The following is a 17,203-nucleotide window of genomic DNA, read 5'->3' as shown; positions in this document are numbered from 1 at the left end:
CGAGATGACCGTCTGCCTCCATTGCGGACAAGAGCTTGGCGACAATGCGCAGGCCGGCAGCCCGACTGCCGGCGATGGCGCCGGGCCGTTCTGCTGCACCGGCTGCGCCGCCGCCTACGACCTTGTCCGCGGGCTGGGGCTGGAGCGCTATTACGAGCGCCGCAGCGTCGATCCCACCGCCCGCCCGCTGCGTCCCGACGACGCCCCGGCGGTCGATTACGAACCGCACGCCCGCGACGAGCAGGACGGCAGCCGCAGCCTTCACCTGATGGTCGACGGCATGCAGTGCGCGGCCTGCGTCTGGCTGATCGAATCGGCGCTCAACCGCCAGCCGGGCGTCGCCCAGGCCCGCATGAACATGACCACGCGGCGGCTGACCGTGCGCTGGGATCCCAAGGCCACCGACGCCAACGCGGTGGTCGGTACCGTGGCCCAGCTGGGATACCGCGCCGTTCCCTTCGACCCCGACCGGCTGGGCGGCGCCCAGGCGAAGAGCGAGAAGGAACTGCTGCGCGCCATGGCGGTGGCTGGCTTCGCCATGGGCAACGTCATGCTGCTGTCGGTGTCGGTCTGGGCCGGCCACAGCCAGGGCATGGGCACCGCCACCCGCGACCTGATGCACTGGATTTCGGCGCTGATCTGCATGCCGGCCATCGCCTATGCGTTGCGTCCCTTCGCGCGCTCGGCGCTGTCGGCGCTCAGCCACGGCCGCACCAACATGGATGTGCCGATCACCATCGGCGTGCTGCTCGCCACCGGCATGAGCCTGTTCGAGACCATCCACAGCGGCGAACACGCCTATTTCGACGGCGGCGTCATGCTGCTGTTCTTCCTGCTGGTCGGCCGCTATCTCGACCAGCGGGCGCGCGGCCGGGCGCGGTCGGCAGCCGAACAGCTGCTGGGCCTGCGCGCCAACGCCGTCACCATCCTGAACGCGGACGGCACCAGCGCCGTGGTGGCGCCGGAGCAGGTCGTCCCCGGCACCGTCATCCTGGTGGCGGCCGGCGAGCGCATCCCCGTCGACGGCCGGGTGTCCGACGGCGTGTCCGACCTCGACACCGGCCTGATCACCGGCGAGACGGTGCCGGGCACTGCGCGGCCGGGCGATCAGGTCTTCGCCGGCACCCTCAACCTGACCGCACCCCTGCGCCTGACCGTCACCGCGGTGGGCGAGGGCACGCTGCTGGCCGAGATCGTCCGGCTGATGGAGGTGGCGGAGCAGGGCCGCGCCAAATATGTCGCCATCGCCGACCGGGTGTCGCGCCTCTACGCTCCCGTCGTGCATCTGACCGCGCTGACCACCTTCGCCGGCTGGATGCTGCTGGGCGGGGTGGTGTGGCAGGACGCGCTGATGAACGCCATCGCCGTGCTGATCATCACCTGCCCCTGCGCGCTGGCGCTGGCGGTGCCGGTGGTGCAGGTGATCGCCAGCGGCCGGCTGATGCGTCAGGGCACGCTGCTGAAAAGCCCGACCGCGCTGGAGCGGCTTGCCGCTATCGACACGGTGGTGTTCGACAAGACCGGCACCCTGACCGAAGGGCGCCCGGTGCCGCAGCTCGACGGATTGGCGGCGGAGAGGCTGTCGGCGGAGGATCTGGCGCTGGCGGCCTCGCTCGCCGCGGCCAGCCGCCACCCGCTGGCCCGTGCGCTGGCCGCCGCAGCACCCGAGGTGCCGGTGGCAGCGGGCGTGCGCGAGATCGCCGGCGCCGGCCTGTCCCTCCAGACGGCGGACGGCGAGGTGCGGCTGGGCAGCCGCCGCTTCACCTGCGCGCCGCTGGAGGCGGAGGACGCCGCCGGTCCCGAACTGTGGCTGGCCCGTCCGGGCGAGGAGCCGCGGCGGATCGTCTTCCTCGACGCCCCGCGCCCCGACGCCGCCGCGGTGGTGGCGGCGCTGAAGGCGCGCGGGCTGGAGGTGAAGCTGCTGTCGGGCGACCGCCGGGGCGCGGTGGCGGCGGTGGCGGAGCGGCTGGGCATCGCCGACTGGCGGGCCGAACAGACGCCGGCCGACAAGACCGCGGTGCTGGCCGAACTGGCCGGGCAGGGCCGCACCGTGCTGATGGTCGGCGACGGGCTGAACGACGCCCCGGCGCTGGCCGCCGCTGCGGTGTCGATGTCGCCCTCCACCGCGGTGGATGTCAGCCAGACCGCGGCCGACGTGGTGTTCCAGGGCCGGCTGCTGCGCCCGATCGTCGAGACGGTGGAGGTTTCCCGCCGGTCCGGCCGTCTGGTCAGGCAGAATTTCGGGATCGCCCTGGTGTATAACCTGTGCGCCGTGCCGCTGGCGATGGGCGGCATGCTGACGCCGCTGCTGGCGGCGCTGGCGATGTCGTCGTCGTCGCTGATCGTCATTCTGAACGCGCTGCGGCTGGCCCGCGGCGCCGTCGTCAAGGATCTTCCCGTGCGGGACATCGCCGTTCGGGAACTGCCGGGTAAGGATTCGGGTGATGGACGAGCTTCTCTATCTGATCGCGATCGCGCTGAGCCTGGGCGGGCTGGGGCTGGCGGCCTTTCTGTGGGCGCTGAAATCCGGCCAGTTTGACGATCTGGACGGGGCGGCCCACCGCGTCCTGTTCGACGACGATCTGCCGGCGACACCCCGTGCGGGCGGTGAACCGGCCAAGCCGGCGGAGGCCGTCCGCGGTCAATAGTGCCAAATCCCGTATGGGCATAGAAAAGGTTGTATGCGTGCAAGGTTGCGATTCTGAGCGATTGCCACCAATATGGGCCCATGCGGAATGAAAGGCTGGGTTCCTCCATGCCACCTTTTGATACGGTTCGCGCTCGGGAAAAGAGCGCTGCGACGGAAATGAATCCCTGCGGGGCCTGTCCCGTGCGCAGCCTGACGGTGTGCGCCGCGCTGGAACCCGAGGAATTGCGCCGTCTTGCCGACATTCTGCAGAATGTGCGCATCGATGCCGGCCACACCCTGTTCGCCGAGGGCGACGCATCCGATGCGCTCTACAACGTCACCTCCGGGACGGTGAAGCTGTACAAGCTGCTGCCGGACGGGCGCCGCCAGATCACCGGCTTCCTGGTGACCGGCGATTTCCTCGGGCTGGCGGTCAACGACAGCTATGCCTACACCGCCGAATCGGTGACCAGCGCCTCGCTCTGCCGCTTCCCGCGCAAGAAGATCGATGCGCTGCTGGAGGAATTCCCCAAGATGCAGCGGCGCCTGTTCTCGATGGCGTCGAACGAGCTGGCCGCCGCACAGGACCAGATGCTCCTGCTCGGCCGCAAGACGGCGAAGGAGAAGATCTGCTCCTTCCTGCTGATGCTGTCCCAGCGCGCCGCCCGCCGCGGCCACAAGGAAAACCCGGTCTTCGTGCCGATGAGCCGGGCCGACATCGCCGACTATCTGGGCCTGACCACCGAAACTGTCAGCCGCACCTTCACCCAGCTGAAGACCGCCGGGGTGATCTCGCTCCAGGAAGGCAACAAGGTCCTGATCGCCGACATCGATGCGATGTACGATCTGTCCGAAGGGGCATGACGCTGGGGTTTGCGCTTTTGCGGGGTGCGGGCGTGTTCGGCAAATTTTCTACGGATGTCACGGATTAAAACACGGATGTCACGAATATTTCTCCGCAAGGCCTGCGCCTGCTGGAGAACATCCACATCCGGCAAGTCATAGAAAAATCCGTGTAATCCGTGTATAAATTCGTGATATCCGTGTAAATCTTGCCTGACGTTCCTGCGCCCCAGCGGGAATAATGTGCGCCTTATTCCCGACCGATCGGCCGCAGTTCGAACAGCAGCCACACCAGCATCGACACCATCAGAATGGCGCCGGCCTGATGAGCGGCGGCGATGGGCGTCCACACCACGGTCAGCAACGTGGCGACGCCCATTGCGATCTGCAGCAGGACCATGGCGCCGGATGCCAGCGCCGCGCGGCCGGCGCGCCCTGGCAGGCGGGCGTTCAGGACACGGGCGGCCAGCACCAGGACGACCACGCCAGTCAGGATCGCCAGTGCGCGGTGAATCAGCTGGATCGCCGCGGTGTTCTCGACCGGATTGAGCCACCAGGGCGTCAGCGTGTCGACCTCCGGCGGGATCCAGTGGCCGTTCATCAGCGGGAAGGTGTTGTAGGCGAAGCCGGCATCCGACCCGGCGACGAAGGCGCCCCAGACGATGGTGACGGCGACCAGACCCAGCGCCCAGCGGGTGTGGCGGCGCAAGGACGCCGATTCCGGCCGCCAGCCCGCCATCGGCAGCGGATCGAGCAGGCCCAGCGCCGTGCGCAGAAGCAGGGCGTAGATCAGGATGGCGGTGCTGAGATGCAGGGCCAGCCGGTAATGGCTGACGTTCGGCGAATCGACCAGCCCGCTCTTCACCATGAACCAGCCGATGCCGCCCTGGAGCCCGCCCAGCAGGAACAGGCCGGCCAGCTTCGGCCACAGCTCCGACGAGATGCGGCCCTGCATCCAGAAACGCAGGAAGGGGATCAGGAAGACGAAGCCGATCAGCTGGCCCCACAGCCGGTGGAACCACTCCCACCAGAAGATCGACTGGAAGCCGGCCAGATCCATGTGGCTGTTGTAGATGCGGAATTCCGGCGTCGCCTTGTACAGGTCGAAGACCCGGTTCCATTCCGCCGAGGACAGCGGCGGCAGGATGCCGATCAGCGGTTTCCACTCCACCATCGACAGGCCGGATTCCGTCAGCCGGGTGATGGCGCCGATCACGGCCATGGCCAGCACCATGGCGGCGCAGACCAGAAGCCAGACGGCGATGGGCCGGTTCGGATTGGGGCGGGCGGCGGCGGCGAGGCTGTCGGAGGCGAAGGCGGTCAAGGCGGCATTCCGGAGCACGGCGGTGGGATGTCCGCAAATGTGGGGCGAACATCCCGTCCCGTCAAACGGCTCGTGCCCGGCACCTGCCGGAATGCCGGATCGGGCTTGGATATCGGGGCCGGATATCAGGCCCAGATATGATGCTAGGATCAGGGAGTGCCGTCCGCGGTGGTGACGCCGGTCTTCGGCTGGGCGGTCTGGCTCTGGAACAGCGCCTCCTCGGCCGCGCGGCGGGAGACGAGGCCCGGCAGCTTGGTCGGCGTGCCGTTCACCGTGGCATAGACCCAGCGGCCGAACTGGCCGGCGGCGCCGGCATAATCGCCCTCGTTCAGCAGCTTCAGCAGGGTCGAGCTTTGCAGGCTGCCGGCGCCGAGGTTGAAGACGAAGGACGCCAGCGCGCCGCGCTGGTCTGCGTTCAGCGGCACCGTCACCAGGGCGTCGACATGGCCGGCGGCCTGGGCCAGGTCGGAGGCGAGGAAGGCATCGGCCTGCTCGACCGTGATGGTCTGCCCCATCGTCACGCCGGCGGTATGGCCGTAACCGATGGTGGGAACGCCGGCCGGGCACAGATAGGCGTTGAGGTAGAGGCCTTCGAAATGCTTCACAAGATCGACCGCGGCTTGGCAGACCGGCTGGGTGGTCATGGATGGAAACTCCCGGTTGGCGCGCCGAGCGGGATGATGCCGCCCGTATCGGCGGCGATCCTATGCGGAATTCGTGCAAGGCGGGAGTATGGATTTGAATTTGTCGCGAATTGCGGGGATGTGGCCGCGGAGACTGCGCAACAGGAGAAACGAGCGCGGGATCGGGCCGAAAGACTTTAGGGCGACAGGGTCTGGGCGGCGCCGAACAGCACGAACAAAGCGAACAGCAGGGCGAACAGGCCGGCGATGGTGGTGAACTCCAGCAGAACCTCCACCAGCCGGCTCTCGTGATCCCGCCACCGTGCCCGCTTGCCCGATCCCGGAGCGGCGGCGATTCGGGCCGGCCGCTTGTATTGCTGGCGGTCGGCCGCATGAGTCCCGGTCCAGCCGTCCGCCTGCCGCTTCGCCATCATCGCGCCCTCCACCTCTCCAGTGCCGATTTCTCTAAAATTTTAGGAAATTCCGGCGGGTGGCGCTGTGACGGCAATCACAGGCGTGCAGTGCGGGAGGCGAGGGGGCGGTTGGGAGGATCGGGTGGGGCTGGCGGTGCCCGGTTCCGTCTATTCGTTGTCCCGGCGATGCGTCCGCTGCCGGAAGGGTCGGCTTCTTCTGTGACCGTTCGAAGAAATTTGCCCGCGCCGGCTGTCTGCCGCAATGAGGGGATATGATTTAAAATCAATGTGTTATAGACGGGGTTGGAGGAGTGTTGCAGGCATTTGCGGCAAATTCCGAAACGAGCCTCTTGAATCCACAATCCGCTTCGATTAGCTGTCTGGCACTCGCCGGGATGGAGTGCTAACAGCCGCCGCCCGCGCCAATTTCCGTCAGAACCAAGCCTTGATCCAAGGAGGCATTCCATGAAGTTCCGCCCGCTGCACGACCGCGTCGTCGTCAAGCGTCTGGAGTCCGACACCAAGACCAAGGGTGGGATCATCATCCCCGACACGGCCAAGGAAAAGCCGCAGGAAGGCGAGATCATCGCCGTCGGCCCGGGCGCCCGTGACGAGTCGGGCAAGGTCGTGGCGCTAGACGTCAAGGCCGGCGACCGCATCCTGTTCGGCAAGTGGTCGGGCACTGAAGTGAAGATCGAAGGCGTCGATTACCTGATCATGAAGGAATCCGACATCATGGGCGTCATCGAGGCCTAAGTCCTCCGCCCGTATCCTTCGAAATTTACACGTTACAAGGAATCGAGACATGGCTGCCAAAGACGTCAAGTTCGGCCCCTCCGCGCGCGAAAAGCTGCTGCGTGGCGTTGACATCCTCGCCGACGCCGTGAAGGTCACGCTGGGCCCGAAGGGCCGCAACGTCGTGATCGAGAAGTCCTTCGGTGCTCCGCGCATCACCAAGGACGGCGTGTCGGTCGCCAAGGAAATCGAGCTGGCCGACAAGTTCGAGAACATGGGCGCCCAGATGGTCCGCGAGGTCGCCTCGAAGACCAACGATCTGGCCGGTGACGGCACCACCACCGCCACCGTGCTGGCCCAGGCCATCGTCCGCGAAGGCGTGACCAAGGTCGCCGCCGGCCTGAACCCGATGGACCTGAAGCGCGGCATCGACATCGCCGTCGCCGCCGTCGTCGCCGACATCCAGGGTCGCGCCAAGAAGGTCACGACCAACGACGAGATCGCCCAGGTCGGCACCATCTCCGCCAACGGCGAAGCCGAGATCGGCAAGATGATCGCCCAGGCGATGGAGCGCGTCGGCAACGAAGGCGTCATCACGGTGGAAGAGGCCAAGAGCCTGGACACCGAGCTGGACGTCGTCGAGGGCATGCAGTTCGACCGCGGCTACCTGTCGCCGTACTTCGTGACCAACGCCGACAAGATGGTCGCGGACCTCGAAAACCCCTTCATCCTGCTGCACGAGAAGAAGCTGTCGGGCCTGCAGCCGCTGCTGCCGGTTCTGGAAGCCGTCGTCCAGTCCTCGCGTCCGCTGCTGATCATCGCCGAGGACATCGAGGGCGAGGCGCTGGCCACGCTCGTCGTGAACAAGCTGCGCGGCGGCCTGAAGATCGCCGCCGTCAAGGCTCCGGGCTTCGGTGATCGCCGCAAGGCGATGCTGGAGGACATGGCCATCCTGACCGGCGGCCAGGTCATCAGCGAAGACCTCGGCATCAAGCTCGAGAACGTCACGCTCGACATGCTGGGCACCGCCAAGAAGGTCGTGATCTCCAAGGAGACCACCACCATCGTCGACGGCGCCGGCGACAAGGCCGACATCGAAGCCCGTTGCGGTCAGATCCGCGCCCAGGCCGAGGAGACCACCTCGGACTACGACCGTGAGAAGCTGCAGGAGCGTCTGGCCAAGCTGGCCGGTGGCGTCGCCGTCATCCGCGTCGGCGGTGCGACCGAGGTCGAGGTGAAGGAGCGCAAGGATCGCGTTGATGACGCGATGCACGCCACCCGCGCCGCGGTGGAAGAGGGTGTGGTCGCCGGCGGCGGCACCGCCCTGCTGTACGCCACCAAGGCCCTGGACGCCCTGACCCCGGTCAACGACGAGCAGCGCGTCGGCATCGACATCATCCGCCGCGCCCTGCAGGCCCCGGTCCGTCAGATCGCCTACAACGCGGGCACCGACGGCTCGATCGTGGTCGGCAAGCTGCTCGACCAGAACGACGCCAACTTCGGCTACGACGCCCAGAAGGGTGAGTTCACCGATCTGGTCGCCGCCGGCATCATCGACCCGGTGAAGGTGGTTCGCACCGCCCTGCAGGATGCGGCCTCGATCGCCGGCCTGCTGATCACCACCGAGGCGATGATCGCCGAGAAGCCGGAGAAGAAGGCTGCTCCGGGCGGCATGCCGGGCGGCATGGGCGGCATGGACGACATGGGCTTCTAATAGCCCGTCGTTCCGCCGTTACACGGTTGGGAAAGGGGCGCCTCCGCAAGGGGGCGCCCTTTTTCTTTTGCAAAAAGGGGTGGGAGGGAGCGTGGGCACTCCCCTCGATCCTGAAAAGTCAAGGCGAAGTCCGCCTTGCTTTGCAGCGGTCGCCTCCCAATAATCCGCCCCTCTCGCCGGGCCCGCGAATTCGGGGCGCCGGCCTCCTGACTTCCGTATTTTTTAAACGAGGGCCTCTTCCATGCGCTCCTTCGAGGGCCAGCATTCCGACAACGTCGCCATCAAGCGCAGCCGCGAGGAGAAGCAGCGTCAGCTGGTTCAGCTCAAGGAGCAGCTGGCGACGCTGAAAGCCCACGCGGCCCCCGCCATCCGTGAAGCGCTGGTCAAGCGCATCGCCGAACTCGACGCCGAGTTGCGCCAGCCCGCCAAGCCGCCCCGCGAGGGTCGCGAAGGCCGGGGCGAGGGCCGTGGTGAAGGTCGCGAGGACGCGCCGCGCCATCCCCGCCGCGAAGCCCGCGCAAGCGTCTTCCGCGCCGAGGACAGCAGCGACCGCAGCGCCGCCGTGACCGCGGCGAGCGTCTTCGCCTCGCCCCGCCGCCGCAGCTGAACGCACGGGACAGCGCCATGCCCGCCGACCGCACCGCCTCCGTCAAGGGATCCCGTCTCGCCGATCAGGCCTGGCTGCTGATGATGCTGCCGCCCCTGTTCTGGGCGGGCAACGCGGTCCTGGGGCGTGCGGTCGCCGGGTCGGTGCCGCCCATCGGGCTGGCCTTCTGGCGCTGGTTCCTGGGCATGCTGGTGGTGCTGCCCTTCGCCTGGCCGCATCTGCGCCACGACATCACGCCGATCCTGGCGCGGTGGAAGAGCGTGCTGCTGCTGGGCACGCTCGGCATCGGCATCTACAACACCTTTCAATACATCGCGCTGAACAGCACGACCGCGCTGAACGCGGTGATGCTGCAGTCGTCGATGCCGGTGATGATCGTGCTGATGAGCCTCGTCCTGTTCCGCGACCGGATCGGGGCGATGCAGGGGGTGGGGATCGCCGTCTCGCTGGTCGGCGCGATGACCCTGATCTCGCACGGCGATCCGGGAACCCTGCTGGGGCTGGAGCTGAATGCCGGCGACGTCTGGATGCTGGCGGCGGTGGTGATCTATGCCGCCTACACCACGCTGCTGCGCCGCCGGCCGGCGATCCACGGGCTGAGCTTCGTCGTCGTCACCTTCGCCATCGGCGCGGTGGAACTGCTGCCTTTCTATGTCTGGGAGAGCGTGAGCGGCCACCCGGTCCAGGCCAGCGGCATCACGCTGCTGGCGGTCGGCTACACCGTGCTGTTCCCGTCCATCGCCGCCTATCTCTGCTTCAACCGGGCGGTGGAGCTTCTCGGTCCCAACACCGCCGGCCTCGCCATCCATCTGGTGCCGGTCTTCGGCAGCCTGCTGGCCATCCTGTTCCTGGGCGAGCAGCCGCACCTCTACCATGGGATCGGCATCGCCCTAATCGCCGCCGGCATCCTCCTGGCGACCCGCCGCCGCGCCTGAGCGGCCACAGGGTTGCAGCCGGAAAGGCTGCGCGGAACGTTAAATCCCCACGAAGATAATTTTTGAACCCGGCGATCACAACAAACGATCCGAGCGGCTTTGCTTGTCTTGTGATAAAGTTTGGCCAGCGTTGCCTGTCGGCGGATAGGTCGTCCAGGTGCGGAGTTTGCGAAAATACTTGTGGTGTTCGCCGTTTGGTTTCGGGGTGTCCCGTGGGATAGCGCATTGATCGGCGTTCTTGTTGTGGTTTTCGCCGGTGTAGTATCCCTGGTATCCTTTTAGACATGTCCGCTATCCCTCGCGATTGCGGCGGTCAATAAGGGATGACCGCTAAAATGTCGGTCATGGCGGCGGTTCGGACACGGATCGACCGTCATGGAGAGCCGGCGCTGTTCGCCGGCCCGATGTGGTGGAGGTCCCAAGATGCCCCTGCAAATTTCTGCGCCCGCTTATCCGCAAACCACCTGCCTCGTTCACATCGTCGATGGCGACCTGATGTCGCGCAGCACGCTTTCGCGGGCGCTGGGCGCGGTCGGCATCGCCTGCCGTGTCCACAGCACCGCCGCCGATGCGCTGGCCGTGCTGGGCACCGGGTCCTCCTGCATCGTCCTGCGCAGCGACCTGCCGGACATGACCGCCATGGAGTTCATGGCCGAGGCCTCGCTGCACGGCCACGACCTGCCGGTCCTGGTGATGACCGAGCAGGGCGATGTCGACGCCGCCGTCGCCGCGATGAAGGCCGGTGCGGTCGACTGCATCGCCCGCCCCTTCGCCATCCCGGCCTTCCTGGAGCGGCTGCGCGCCTGCCTGGCGTCCGGCAGCCCGCATGCCCAGCAGCGCGACCGCAGCCGCGACGCCGTCCGCCGGCTCGCCCTGCTGAGCCGCCGCGAGTCGGAGGTTCTGGAACTGATCGTCGAGGGCAAGCAGAGCAAGACGATTGCCTGGGAGCTGGGCATCAGCATCAAGACGGTGGAGGTCCACCGCGCCCGCATCATGGAAAAGACCGCCTGCCGCTCCATCGTCGGCCTGGGCCGCCTCTGGGAGTCGGCGGAGATGCTGCGCGCCCGCGACCTGCCGCATCCCATGTCCATCCGCCAGCCGGCCCCGGCCGCACTGATGGAGGTGGCGGCATCCTGATGCCGCCGTCCTTGCCGGATTGCGGCTCCGTCGGACACGGCCGGTCGAAAATTGCAGGCCGGCGAGTGCTTTCCGTGGGCTTGACCGGAAGAGGATTGTAAAGTTCCGGGGAAGAGCAACCAGAGCGCTGACAGGAGCGGTTCTATGTTCCCCGATCATGGTCACCGTCGCATCGCCGTGGCGTCGCCCGACGACATCGCCACGGCGCGTCGGATCGCGGCGGAACGGGCCGACGGGGTGCTGCCGGTGGACGAGGCGGCCCGGCTGGACCGGCTGGTGGCCATGCTGGCCGACTATGCTCTTGGGCGGCCGGACGGGACCATCCTGATTGCCCGGATGCGCAGCGGGGCCGGCGTCGAATGCCTGGCCTATGACCGCGATCCCGCCACCGTCGCGCTGCCCCCGTCAACGCCGGACGGTGTTCTTCCCGCGCTCGACGCGGTGTTGGAGTCCGTTCGCGGCGAGGCCGACCGGTTCCATGTTCATGCCACGCCGGGCATCGGGCTCGCGCTGCTGGCCCGTGTCCTGCGGCCGGGTGCGGACGATGCGCCGCCGGCCGACGCCCTGGCCCAGGCCGGGGCGGTGACGGTCGAGCAGAGCGGCGGCGATGCCGTGCGCGGCGGTCCCTTCATCGACCATTGGTTCGTCAGCTGTGCCCCCGCCCGTGGCGGTGACGGACCCTGCGGCATCGCCTTGATGATCGACGGTGACGCGGCAGCCGATGCCGGCCCCGCCGAGCCTCCCGTCAAGACCCCCGTCAAAGCCGACGTCGGTTCCGGTGCGGAGGACGGCAAGGGGCAAGGCGGCGCCACGCAAATTCTCAGCGCGCAATCCCCCACGATGATGACGCCCGCCGTGGTGCGGCAGATGGAGGCGGTGGTCGCCGCCACGGTGCCGGGGCTGCCGGCTCCCGTCGTGGTCAACGCCATCCGGCGCGACCTGAAGGGGCGGCCCGAACTGGGGCTGTCCCACGACCGGACCCTGACGCGGATCGGGCGGTCGGCCGTCGCGGTCCTGCGCTTCGATGCCGGTGCGGTGGATTACACGGCGCTCGGCACCCTGGCCGGGGCGGTGGTGCGCCGGCAGGAGATCACGGCGCTCGGCGCCCGCTGGGCGATGATCGGTTTCAACCCGCTGGCCCCCGCCTCGGTCCATCTGCGCTGGGCACCGGGGGAGCATGTCGTGCTCTACACCGGCGGGTGCGCCCGGCTGCCCGCCCTGTTCATCCACCGCGACCTGCACGGGGTCGAGCCGACGCTGGCGGCGCTGGTTCTGCTGCGCGACGGTGCGGTGAGCGACGACGACCACACCGTGCTGGTGCTGCGCAACTGTGGCGACGGCGTGCCGGCCAACGCCGTCTGAGGCCCGTCGGCTTCCCCCCGCTCAGCGCCAGCCGCGCGGTCCCCTGCCGGGGCCCCAGCCGCGTCCCGGGCCCCAGCCGCGGTCGCCATGCCAATGGTCGTTCCAGGGGCGGCGGTAATAGCCCGGCCCGACCACCACCGGCGGCGGCACGGCGTAGACGGTCGGCGGCGGGACCACCACCGGCTCGCTGTAGGCGGGATAATAGGGATCGTAGGCGACGCAGCCGGTCAGGGCGGCACTCCCCGCAGCCAGGAGCAGGGCGGTCAGGATTCGGAGACGATTGGTGCGCATGGCCGTGCTTCCTGTCCAACGACGGACCGGCTTCGACGGTGAGGCCGGTCATCTGTACGAACACCGCAGCCCGCCCGGCTATTCCATACCTCTTTGGCGTCATGAGTCTCGACGCCGTTCGGCCAGGGCCGCGTCCATCCCGGAATCCGATGGATGAAACAAGAACTATGAATTTCACATATCGGGGCGGCGCCGCCATCCTGTGTCTCGACTTCTTCCCCATTCAGAAGACGAGGCGATCATGAAAGCCGTTGGTTTCCGCAAGTCCCTGCCCATCGCCGATGCCGGCGCGCTGATCGACGTCGAGATCGACCGCCCGGCCCCCGCCGGCCGCGACCTGCTGGTCCGGGTGGAGGCGGTGTCGGTCAACCCGGTGGACACCAAGGTGCGCCGCAACGCTTTGCCGACCGAGGGCGACCTGCGCATCCTGGGCTTCGATGCCGCCGGCATTGTCGAGGCGGTCGGGCCGGATGTGACCCTGTTCCGTCCCGGCGACGCGGTGTTCTATGCCGGCTCCATCGACCGGCCCGGCACCAACAGCGAATATCATCTGGTCGACGAGCGCATCGTCGGCGCCCGTCCGGCCAGCCTGAGCGTCGCCGAGGCCGCCGCCTTGCCGCTGACCGCCATCACCGCCTGGGAGATGCTGTTCCACCGGCTGGGCCTGCCGCGGGATGGCGACGGGAAGAATGCGGGCGAGGGCAAGTCGCTGCTGATCGTCGGCGGGGCCGGCGGCGTCGGCTCCATCGCCATCCAACTGGCCCGCCGGCTGAGCAGGGTCCGGGTGCTGGCCACGGCGTCGCGTCCCGAGACCGCCGACTGGGTGCGCGAACTGGGCGCCCATGACGTGATCGACCACAGCCGGCCGATGGCCGAGCAGGTGAAGGCGCTGGGGTTGGCCGGGGTCGATTACATTTTCTCCACCAACGCGACCGACCGCCATTTCCAGGATCTGGTCGAACTGGTGGCGCCGCAGGGTCACATCGGCCTGATCGACGATCCGGAGCCCATCGACGTCCGCCTGCTGAAGCGCAAGAGCGTCTCGCTGCACTGGGAGCTGATGTTCACCCGGCCGCTGTTCCAGACCGACGACATGATCGCCCAGCACGAGCTGCTGACCGAAGTGTCGCGGCTGGTCGATGCCGGCACGCTGCGCACCACCCTGACCGAGACGCTGGGCCGCATCGATGCCGCTACCCTGCGCAAGGCCCATGCCCTGATCGAATCCGGCAAGGCCCGCGGCAAGGTGGTGCTGGAAGGCTTCTGATCCGTCCGGTGCGCCCGGTCTGCCGCCTTACCCCGCCAGGGCGAGCGGCGGGCGGGCCGGGCGCATCGCCGCCAGACTTTCCACGATGAAGCCGACCAGCGGTTCGGCGAGGCGGCGGTTGCGCGGCGTCTCGCCGAAGATCGCCATCTCGACATCGCCCAGTTCGGGCAGCCCGTCCTCCACCCCCAGCCGGCGCACGCCGTCGGGCACCGAGGATTCGCTGAGCACCGCCACCCCCAGCCCGGCGCGGACGGCGGCCTGCACCCCCATGACGCTGGCGCTGGTGTAGACCACCCGCCAGGACCGTCCGGTTTCGCCCAGCGCCGCCAGTCCGCGGTTGCGGAAGACGCAGGGCGCCGGCAGGGCGCAGAAGGGCAGCGGGCCGTCGGCCGGGATCTCCAGCCCAGGGGCGGCGATCCAGCGCATCGGCTCGGTCCAGATGGCCCGGCCTCGGGTGTCGCCGGCATCGCGGCGGGAGATGACGAGGTCCAGCTCGCCGCCATCCAGCGCCGAGACCAGATCGCTGCACATGCCCACCCGCACGTCGATGTGCAGGCGCGGGTGCAGCTTGGCGAAGCGGCGCAGCACATGGGGCAGGTGGTCGGACAGGAAATATTCGGCCACCCCCAGCCGAATCTCGCCCTCCGCCGCCGGTTCGGCGAAGCGGCGCACCGTCTCGTCGTTCAGATCCAGCAGGCGGCGGGCATAGCCCATCAGCACTTCGCCGTCATGGGTCAGCGCCAGCGACCGGCTGGTGCGCTCGAACACCCGGCGGCCGAGCATGTCCTCCAGCTTCTTGATCTTGACGCTGATCGCCGACTGGGTGCGGCCCAGCCGATCCGCCGCCGCGGTGAAGCCGCCGGCCTCCGCCACCGTGACGAAGGCGCGCAGCGCGTCGATCTCCAGATCGGGCAGGGACATCGGCAATACATTCCGTATGGTGATCGTTCGACGTCATCCTATCGCTATTGTTCATGGATGGCGAGCGGCGCATCGGGACACGGCAATCGGCATATGGCGGGCGTGCCGTTGAAGCGGGCCGGGGGCGTTCTCATTGTCAGAGCCCTCCGGGCCTTGCCGCCCGGTGGCCTGACGACGATCCTTGACGAGAGAGACGCCCGATGACCCGTTTTCCCGCTCCGGCCGGCAGAGTGGCTTTCAAACATCTGGCCCTCGCACTTGCCGCTGCGGCTTCGCTCGCCGGCTGCCAGATGCCCGGCCTCACCCCGCCGCCGCAACAGACCGCCGCCCTGCCGCCGCCAGCCGTGCCCAAGCCGCCGCCGGAGGCCCGCGGCATCTGGATCGTCGGCAGCCCGGCCCTGCGCGGCACCATCGATCAGGCAGCCGCCAAATACACCGGCGGTCCCGACACCAAGCCGCATCTCGACGCCCGTGGCACCGCCTCCGGCTTCCGTGCCTTCTGCGGCGGCGTCGGGCTGGACCATCCCGACATGGTGGCCTCCGACCGTCCGATCGGCGCGGCCGAGTATCAGCGCTGCCGCTCCGCCGGCATCACGATGACCGAATATGGCTTCGGGCCGAAGCGCTTCGTCTACGTCAAGGACTCGCACATGATGGCGGTCCCCGGCGTGAACGACTTCGTCGCCAGCTGGGGCCAGCCCGGCAAGCCGGTGAGCGCGCCGACAGCGGGGAGCTGAGGAGGGCTCACCCCGCCGCGAACAGTCCGCCCTCGTCGGACGCCTCCGCCGTGTCATCAGCGTTGGGATCGCCCAGCGCGGTTTCCCAGCCCAGCGCCGGCAGGACGATGGCGCGGGTGTTGCCCAGGCCGCTGCGGCTGGCGATGAAGCCTCGCTGCTCCATGTAGGTCAGCAGGCGGCGGCCGCGCCCCTTCGACCGGCTGCCGCAGGCGCGCGCCACGTCGGCGTCGGACGGGCAGGGGGCGTGGTCCAGGGCGGCGCGGGCCAGCAGCAGGAAGACCGGCTGGATGTCCTCCGCCAGCGTCGCGGCGACCTCCGTCGCCCGCTGCCAGGCGGGATCGTCGCCGTTGCCGGCCCCGGCGCGGGCGGTCGCCAGACGGCGGCGGAAGGCGGGCAGGGCCAGCCGGTCGCCATCGACCCCGCGGCCCCGGCAGCGCACCAGGAAATCCTGGTACAGAACGGCGAGCGAGCGGTAGGGCGCCTCCGGATCGGCCAGCACCTCGGCCAGCACCTCGCCATACTGGGCCTCGCGCTCGGCCGCCTGTTCGGCGGTTTCCTCCGGCTCCAGCGGCAGCAGGGCCGGCTGTTCGGCGGCGCTGTCGTCGGGCGGCGGCGGCGGGGCGGCGGGACGGCCGCGCGCCAGCTGCGCCATCAGGTCGGCGCTGGTCGAGGTGGAGGGGCGGCGCACGTAGCGCGGCGGTTCCGGCCCGGTGGTGGTGAAGATCAGGTCGCGGGCGTCCTCGACCGGGGTGGTGGGCGGCGGCATCAGCGTCGGGCTGCCGGTGCGGCCTTGCGTTTCCACCGCGCCGATGCGCAGCGGCAGCGGCCGGCGCGACAAGGCGGGGCCGAGCGCGATGAAATGCCCGCGCTCCAGATCGCGGAACATCTCCGCCTGCCGGCGCTCCATGCCCAGCAGGTCGGCGGCGCGCGCCATGTCGATGTCGAGGAAGGTGCGGCCCATCAGGAAGTTCGACGCCTCGGCCGCGACGTTCTTCGCCAGCTTCGCCAGACGCTGGGTGGCGATCACCCCGGCCAGCCCGCGCTTGCGTCCGCGGCACATCAGATTGGTCATGGCGCCGAGCGAGACCTTGCGCGCCTCGTCCGACACCTCGCCGGCCGCCGACGGGGCGAACAACTGCGCCTCGTCGACCACCACCAGCATCGGATACCAGAAATCGCGGTCGGCATCGAACAGCCCGCCCAGGAAGGCGGCGGCGTGGCGCATCTGCATTTCCGCGTCCAGCCCCTCCAGGTTCAGGACGACGGAGACGCGGTGCTGGCGCACGCGGGCGGCAACGGATTGCAATGCTGCCTCGCTGTGCGCGTCCGCCTCCACCACCACATGGCCGAAGCGCTCGGCCAGCGTGACGAAGTCGCCTTCCGGGTCGATCACCGCCTGCTGCACCCATGGGGCGCTCTGTTCGATCAGCCGGCGTAGCAGGTGCGACTTGCCGGACCCGGAATTGCCCTGGACCAGCAGACGGGTCGCCAGCAGCTCTTCCAGGTCGAGCGTCGCGGCGCTGCCCGCGTTCGTCGCCCCCATGTCGATGCCGACCTTCATCCCGCTCGCCTCCCGCTCAACCCGAACCGCCCCCTTGCGAGGGAGGGCCTTCCTATAGCGCAGGCGGGCGCGGCGATACGAGGATTCGATTCGGGACAAGCCGG

The 17,203-nt window shown here is 68.7% G+C and carries 17 protein-coding genes; 11 read left to right on the top strand and 6 right to left on the bottom strand.

Going from position 1 to position 17,203, the window contains the following annotated elements; translation table 11 throughout:
• The first annotated feature begins 4 nt into the window (after positions 1–4).
• From VH569_RS31700 to VH569_RS31690, 3 genes are all read left to right on the top strand, one after another.
• On the top strand, positions 5–2,539 hold the full coding sequence (locus tag VH569_RS31700; RefSeq protein WP_423320845.1) for a heavy metal translocating P-type ATPase: 2,535 nt from the start codon (positions 5–7) through the stop codon (positions 2,537–2,539).
• Positions 2,445–2,648, top strand: a complete 204-nt coding sequence (gene ccoS / locus VH569_RS31695) for a cbb3-type cytochrome oxidase assembly protein CcoS (RefSeq protein WP_423320843.1) — start codon at positions 2,445–2,447, stop codon at positions 2,646–2,648. The genes VH569_RS31700 and ccoS overlap by 95 nt, the downstream gene beginning before the upstream one ends.
• Before the next feature lie 182 nt (positions 2,649–2,830).
• Positions 2,831–3,493 (top strand): Crp/Fnr family transcriptional regulator, encoded by a 663-nt coding sequence (locus tag VH569_RS31690; protein WP_423320841.1) that lies wholly within the window; start codon positions 2,831–2,833, stop codon positions 3,491–3,493.
• A 229-nt stretch (positions 3,494–3,722) separates the two neighbouring features.
• Here the strand turns inward: VH569_RS31690 and VH569_RS31685 are convergent, their stop codons facing one another.
• From VH569_RS31685 to VH569_RS31675, 3 genes are all read right to left on the bottom strand, one after another.
• Positions 3,723–4,796 carry a COX15/CtaA family protein gene (locus tag VH569_RS31685; RefSeq protein ID WP_423320839.1) on the bottom strand — a complete coding sequence of 358 codons (1,074 nt, stop codon included), beginning with the start codon at positions 4,794–4,796 and terminating at the stop codon, positions 3,723–3,725.
• Positions 4,797–4,945: 149 nt separating this feature from the next.
• A complete protein-coding gene (locus tag VH569_RS31680; protein ID WP_423320837.1) occupies positions 4,946–5,440 on the bottom strand; it encodes a lysozyme in 495 nt (164 codons plus the stop codon).
• A 176-nt stretch (positions 5,441–5,616) separates the two neighbouring features.
• Positions 5,617–5,853, bottom strand: coding sequence for a hypothetical protein (locus VH569_RS31675; RefSeq protein ID WP_423320835.1), 237 nt, complete (start codon positions 5,851–5,853; stop codon positions 5,617–5,619).
• A gap of 444 nt (positions 5,854–6,297) precedes the next feature.
• Between VH569_RS31675 and groES the strand changes: the two genes are divergently transcribed.
• From groES to VH569_RS31645, 6 genes are all read left to right on the top strand, one after another.
• Positions 6,298–6,588: a co-chaperone GroES gene (gene groES, locus VH569_RS31670; RefSeq protein ID WP_042702035.1), complete on the top strand. Its 291-nt coding sequence runs from the start codon at positions 6,298–6,300 to the stop codon at positions 6,586–6,588.
• 49 nt (positions 6,589–6,637) lie between these two features.
• Positions 6,638–8,281 (top strand): chaperonin GroEL, encoded by a 1,644-nt coding sequence (gene groL, locus VH569_RS31665; RefSeq protein WP_376958222.1) that lies wholly within the window; start codon positions 6,638–6,640, stop codon positions 8,279–8,281.
• 241 nt (positions 8,282–8,522) lie between these two features.
• Positions 8,523–8,888: a hypothetical protein gene (locus VH569_RS31660; RefSeq protein WP_377807961.1), complete on the top strand. Its 366-nt coding sequence runs from the start codon at positions 8,523–8,525 to the stop codon at positions 8,886–8,888.
• A gap of 17 nt (positions 8,889–8,905) precedes the next feature.
• Positions 8,906–9,823, top strand: a complete 918-nt coding sequence (locus tag VH569_RS31655) for a DMT family transporter (RefSeq protein ID WP_423320832.1) — start codon at positions 8,906–8,908, stop codon at positions 9,821–9,823.
• A 423-nt stretch (positions 9,824–10,246) separates the two neighbouring features.
• Positions 10,247–10,960, top strand: a complete 714-nt coding sequence (locus tag VH569_RS31650) for a response regulator transcription factor (protein ID WP_423320831.1) — start codon at positions 10,247–10,249, stop codon at positions 10,958–10,960.
• A 144-nt stretch (positions 10,961–11,104) separates the two neighbouring features.
• A complete protein-coding gene (locus VH569_RS31645; RefSeq protein ID WP_423320829.1) occupies positions 11,105–12,322 on the top strand; it encodes a hypothetical protein in 1,218 nt (405 codons plus the stop codon).
• A 21-nt stretch (positions 12,323–12,343) separates the two neighbouring features.
• On the opposite strand, the gene VH569_RS31640 is transcribed toward VH569_RS31645, so the two are convergent.
• Positions 12,344–12,613 carry a hypothetical protein gene (locus tag VH569_RS31640; protein ID WP_423320827.1) on the bottom strand — a complete coding sequence of 90 codons (270 nt, stop codon included), beginning with the start codon at positions 12,611–12,613 and terminating at the stop codon, positions 12,344–12,346.
• 241 nt (positions 12,614–12,854) lie between these two features.
• Here VH569_RS31640 and VH569_RS31635 point away from each other — a divergent pair, with 241 nt between their 5' ends.
• Positions 12,855–13,880: a zinc-binding alcohol dehydrogenase family protein gene (locus tag VH569_RS31635; RefSeq protein ID WP_423320826.1), complete on the top strand. Its 1,026-nt coding sequence runs from the start codon at positions 12,855–12,857 to the stop codon at positions 13,878–13,880.
• A 27-nt stretch (positions 13,881–13,907) separates the two neighbouring features.
• On the opposite strand, the gene VH569_RS31630 is transcribed toward VH569_RS31635, so the two are convergent.
• Positions 13,908–14,801, bottom strand: coding sequence for a LysR substrate-binding domain-containing protein (locus VH569_RS31630; protein ID WP_423320824.1), 894 nt, complete (start codon positions 14,799–14,801; stop codon positions 13,908–13,910).
• A gap of 200 nt (positions 14,802–15,001) precedes the next feature.
• Between VH569_RS31630 and VH569_RS31625 the strand changes: the two genes are divergently transcribed.
• The gene (locus VH569_RS31625) at positions 15,002–15,538 is read left to right on the top strand and encodes a substrate-binding domain-containing protein (RefSeq protein ID WP_376958230.1); all 537 of its coding nucleotides are present in this window, start codon (positions 15,002–15,004) and stop codon (positions 15,536–15,538) included.
• Between the two features lie 7 nt (positions 15,539–15,545).
• Here VH569_RS31625 and VH569_RS31620 read toward each other — a convergent pair whose 3' ends face one another.
• Positions 15,546–17,099, bottom strand: coding sequence for a helicase HerA domain-containing protein (locus tag VH569_RS31620; RefSeq protein ID WP_423320822.1), 1,554 nt, complete (start codon positions 17,097–17,099; stop codon positions 15,546–15,548).
• Positions 17,100–17,203 lie beyond the last annotated feature (104 nt).

Origin of the sequence: Azospirillum sp. 11R-A, from assembly GCF_049472615.1 — a bacterium.
Taxonomy (GTDB): domain Bacteria; phylum Pseudomonadota; class Alphaproteobacteria; order Azospirillales; family Azospirillaceae; genus Azospirillum; species Azospirillum palustre.
This window is presented reverse-complemented; position numbering and strand designations above follow the sequence as displayed.